General features: G+C 57.6%; 1 rRNA gene. It reads right to left on the bottom strand.

What is annotated here, in order from left to right:
• Nucleotides 1-75: 75 nt before the first annotated feature.
• A 23S ribosomal RNA gene (locus tag ACFVS0_RS21760) occupies nucleotides 76-2,068 on the bottom strand; the annotation flags it as partial.

Below are 2,068 nucleotides of genomic sequence, written 5' to 3'. Positions count from 1 at the left end.
GGGGGTGGTGCCCGTTTCTCGGGAACCGCACAGTGGACGCGAAGCAGTGTTATTGACCAAACAGTGTTTGGTAGGTGTGTGAAGTTGTTGGCTTATTAGTACCGGTCAGCTCCGACAGTCTTTGGTCCTGTCTTCCACATCCGGCCTATCTACCCAGTGGTCTAGCTGGGTGCCTTCACCCCACGAGGGGGATGGAAACCTCATCTTGAAGCAGGCTTCCCGCTTAGATGCTTTCAGCGGTTATCCCTTCCGAACGTAGCTAACCAGCCGTGCTCCTGGCGGAACAACTGGCACACCAGAGGTTCGTCCGTCCCGGTCCTCTCGTACTAGGGACAGCCCTTCTCAAGTTTCCTGCGCGCGCAGCGGATAGGGACCGAACTGTCTCACGACGTTCTAAACCCAGCTCGCGTACCGCTTTAATGGGCGAACAGCCCAACCCTTGGGACCTACTCCAGCCCCAGGATGCGACGAGCCGACATCGAGGTGCCAAACCATGCCGTCGATATGGACTCTTGGGCAAGATCAGCCTGTTATCCCCGGGGTACCTTTTATCCGTTGAGCGACGGCGCTTCCACAAGCCACCGCCGGATCACTAGTTCCGACTTTCGTCCCTGCTCGACCTGTCGGTCTCACAGTCAAGCTCCCTTGTGCACTTGCACTCGACACCTGATTGCCAACCAGGCTGAGGGAACCTTTGAGCGCCTCCGTTACATTTTGGGAGGCAACCGCCCCAGTTAAACTACCCACCAGGCACTGTCCCTGATCCGGATTACGGACCGAGGTTAGATGGTCGATGTGGCCAGAGTGGTATTTCAACGTTGACTCCTCCCGACCTGGCGGCCGGGATTCATAGTCTCCCACCTATCCTACACAAGCCACACCGAACACCAATACCAAGCTATAGTAAAGGTCCCGGGGTCTTTCCGTCCTGCTGCGCGTAACGAGCATCTTTACTCGTAGTGCAATTTCGCCGAGCTCGCGGTTGAGACAGCGGAGAAGTCGTTACGCCATTCGTGCAGGTCGGAACTTACCCGACAAGGAATTTCGCTACCTTAGGATGGTTATAGTTACCACCGCCGTTTACTGGGGCTTAAATTCTGGGCTTCACCGAAGTTGACCCGTCCTCTTAACCTTCCAGCACCGGGCAGGCGTCAGTCCGTATACATCGTCTTGCGACTTCGCACGGACCTGTGTTTTTAGTAAACAGTCGCTTCTCCCTGGTCTCTGCGGCCCTCCCCGCTTCCCACCGCAAGGGTGTTCACGGTTCGGGCCCCCCTTCTCCCGAAGTTACGGGGGCATTTTGCCGAGTTCCTTAACCACGATTCGCTCGATCGCCTTGGTATTCTCTACCTGACCACCTGAGTCGGTTTGGGGTACGGGCGGCTAGAACCTCGCGTCGAGGCTTTTCTTGGCAGCAGAGGATCACCCGTTTCCCGCATACGCGGTCACTATCAGTTCTCACCCTATGTGCTTCGCGGATTTGCCTACGAAGCGGGCTACAACCTTGGACGTGGACTACCATCGCCACGCCGGGCTACCTTCCTGCGTCACCCCTGTTAACACGCTTACCTACTACCGGTTCGGGTCCCACGCCGCGCCCGTCGGCGCCACCCGAAGGTGACTGTGACGGGTTTGGGATGGTTAGCATCACCGGGCTCGGTATGGGCGGTTCTTCGCCGGTAGGAGAATATCAACTCCTTGTCCATCGACTACGCCTGTCGGCCTCGCCTTAGGTCCCGACTTACCCAGGGCGGATTAACCTGGCCCTGGAACCCTTGGTCATTCGGCGGACGGGTTTCTCACCCGTCATTCGCTACTCATGCCTGCATTCTCACTCGTGTGGGCTCCACCACTAGGTCACCCTGCAGCTTCACTGCCCACACGACGCTCCCCTACCCACCCACACACCTGAACACCGATCAAGTCGGTGCTGGGTCATTGTGTGAGTGCCACGGCTTCGGCGGTGTACTTGAGCCCCGCTACATTGTCGGCGCGGAATCACTTGACCAGTGAGCTATTACGCACTCTTTCAAGGGTGGCTGCTTCTAAGCCAACCTCCTGGTTGTCT

The organism is Isoptericola sp. NPDC058082 (assembly GCF_042885055.1).
Taxonomy (GTDB): Bacteria; Actinomycetota; Actinomycetes; order Actinomycetales; family Cellulomonadaceae; genus Isoptericola.
This window is presented reverse-complemented; position numbering and strand designations above follow the sequence as displayed.